Raw genomic sequence first — 1,936 nt, forward strand, 5'->3', positions numbered from 1 at the left:
ATATGCTCTTTCTTCATTTTCCACTGATAATACTTTAAAAAGCAATCCCCTTCTTTATCGGTTATGACGCTCCCTTTTTTCAATGTACAAAGTTCACTGATACGCATCCCGCATTCTTGAAGTACCATAACCATTGTAGCAATATAAGGTTCCAATTTATCTAATTTCCCATTTAATTGTTCAAGTATATGTTCATCAATATAACGTGGTAGTGCCTTCGGCACTTTAGGGTAATCTTCTTGAAAGATAAGGATCTTAGAAGGTGTATCCTTCCAGTCATATCTTTGAATTGTAGTAAAAAAAACGTCTAAAGTAGATATTCGTCCAGTTACAGTACTGGGTTTTAAACCTTTTAAATTAATATAATTAAAATATTGCTCAATTTCATTTCTAGTTAATTGATGAATCCTTTGTATACCTTCACAATTTTTGTTCATGAAATTAAAAAATTCTTTTAATTTTGAAGCTATATCTACTACGTGAGAAAAGCTAGCTGTGTTTAACATTAGTTTACAATATCGCTTAACTATTTCTTTAAAATAATTATTCTTAAAACCCTTAAAGTTGATCGTATATTCGTAGGATGTTGGGTTTACCTTATCTTCCGGTAATGATAATTTTCTTCGATTCCAAACATCTTTTTCCCATTCTTCCCCATCAAAATAGAAGTCCTCATAGAATTCCATAAACTGCTTAAGATGAGTAACGTAATAGGAATTCGCATGTACAGTAACTTTCTGCTGATTTACATCAAGTTTGTAATTAGTAGTCGTAGTTTTTACTTTTTGTTCTGTTAAGTAGGTCCGGTATTCTGTCAAAGCTTTTTTTATAGGCACTTCGGTTATCGATGTAATATTAGGATATTTTAAATTTAAAAATCCCATCATCCGGCTTATCACTGTTCCCTTTCTAATCCAAACGGATTTTGCATTCCAAGCTCCATTATTCAAGTGAAGGTAATAAAAATATTTTAATTCTGTTTTCAACCAGACATTTTCCACCTTATCGAAATTTACCCAACGATTTCTTAGTGACGGATTCTTACTTAACTCAATTGCACTAGGATGCGGACAAATTCTTATATCCCATCTATCTGCTGCCCAATAACCTTTTAAAACACTTGTCATATTAGCTATTTTTTTATTAATCTCTGTACTAGCGATAAGCTTTCGATTAGTTGCTACACTTGGAAATTTCATTGTCATGTTTCTCTCCCTTGAAGATACTTTTTATATTCATTCTTCATATCTTGATCAGAAAGATGAACATACGTATCAAGTGTTGTTTGTACATGGGCATGCCCTAATCTTTTTTGTACATATGCAGCATCCCATCCACTTCTAATAAGCTCTGTGGCATGCGTATGACGTAATATATGGGCAGTGAAAGTAATCCCTGTCCGTTTTCCTAGTCTTCTTATTAAGTCTAATACACTTTGATATTTTAGAGGGTGGCCAAAATAAGAATCTTTAAGATTAATAAATATATAATCATGATCTAAATCTTCCCCATATTCATGTACTAAGTAATCGGTATATAATGCCATTAATTCCTTACTTACATCAATAGTTCTTTTTTTTTTTAAGTTTAATATAAGCTCCATTTTCATTATGATCTCTTGGCCTGATGTTAATCTGGTTATCCCATGTTGAAATATCTTCAATACGAAGGGATAATGCTTCTCCTATCCGAAGTCCCCCTTCATACATAAGCATAATAAGTAACTTATCTCTTTTGGTATGACATGCCTCAATTATTGCTTTGACTTGTCCATGTTCTAATACTTGTACAAGTTTCTTTTTGACCCTAAGCTTTAAAATATTTTTTTTATAGGATCTACCTTTAGAAATATGGTGAAGAAACCCCTTAAAGTTTCTTCCTCTTGCTTCTTTAGACATATCTATAGCTTTAAAATTTTCTGTGCGATTTAAATAAT

General features: G+C 31.8%; 1 protein-coding gene and 1 pseudogene. Both read right to left on the reverse strand.

Annotated features, from left to right (window positions below; all coding sequences use genetic code 11):
- A partial coding sequence (locus KA845_RS12950; RefSeq protein ID WP_210128195.1) for a tyrosine-type recombinase/integrase occupies nucleotides 1–1,199 on the reverse strand: 1,199 nt, incomplete at its 3' end.
- Between the two features lie 2 nt (nucleotides 1,200–1,201).
- A pseudogene (locus KA845_RS12955) lies at nucleotides 1,202–1,936 on the reverse strand (tyrosine-type recombinase/integrase); the annotation flags it as partial.

Origin of the sequence: Staphylococcus sp. GDX8P114P-2 (assembly GCF_017892945.1) — a bacterium.
In the GTDB taxonomy this organism is placed as follows: domain Bacteria; phylum Bacillota; class Bacilli; order Staphylococcales; family Staphylococcaceae; genus Staphylococcus; species Staphylococcus arlettae.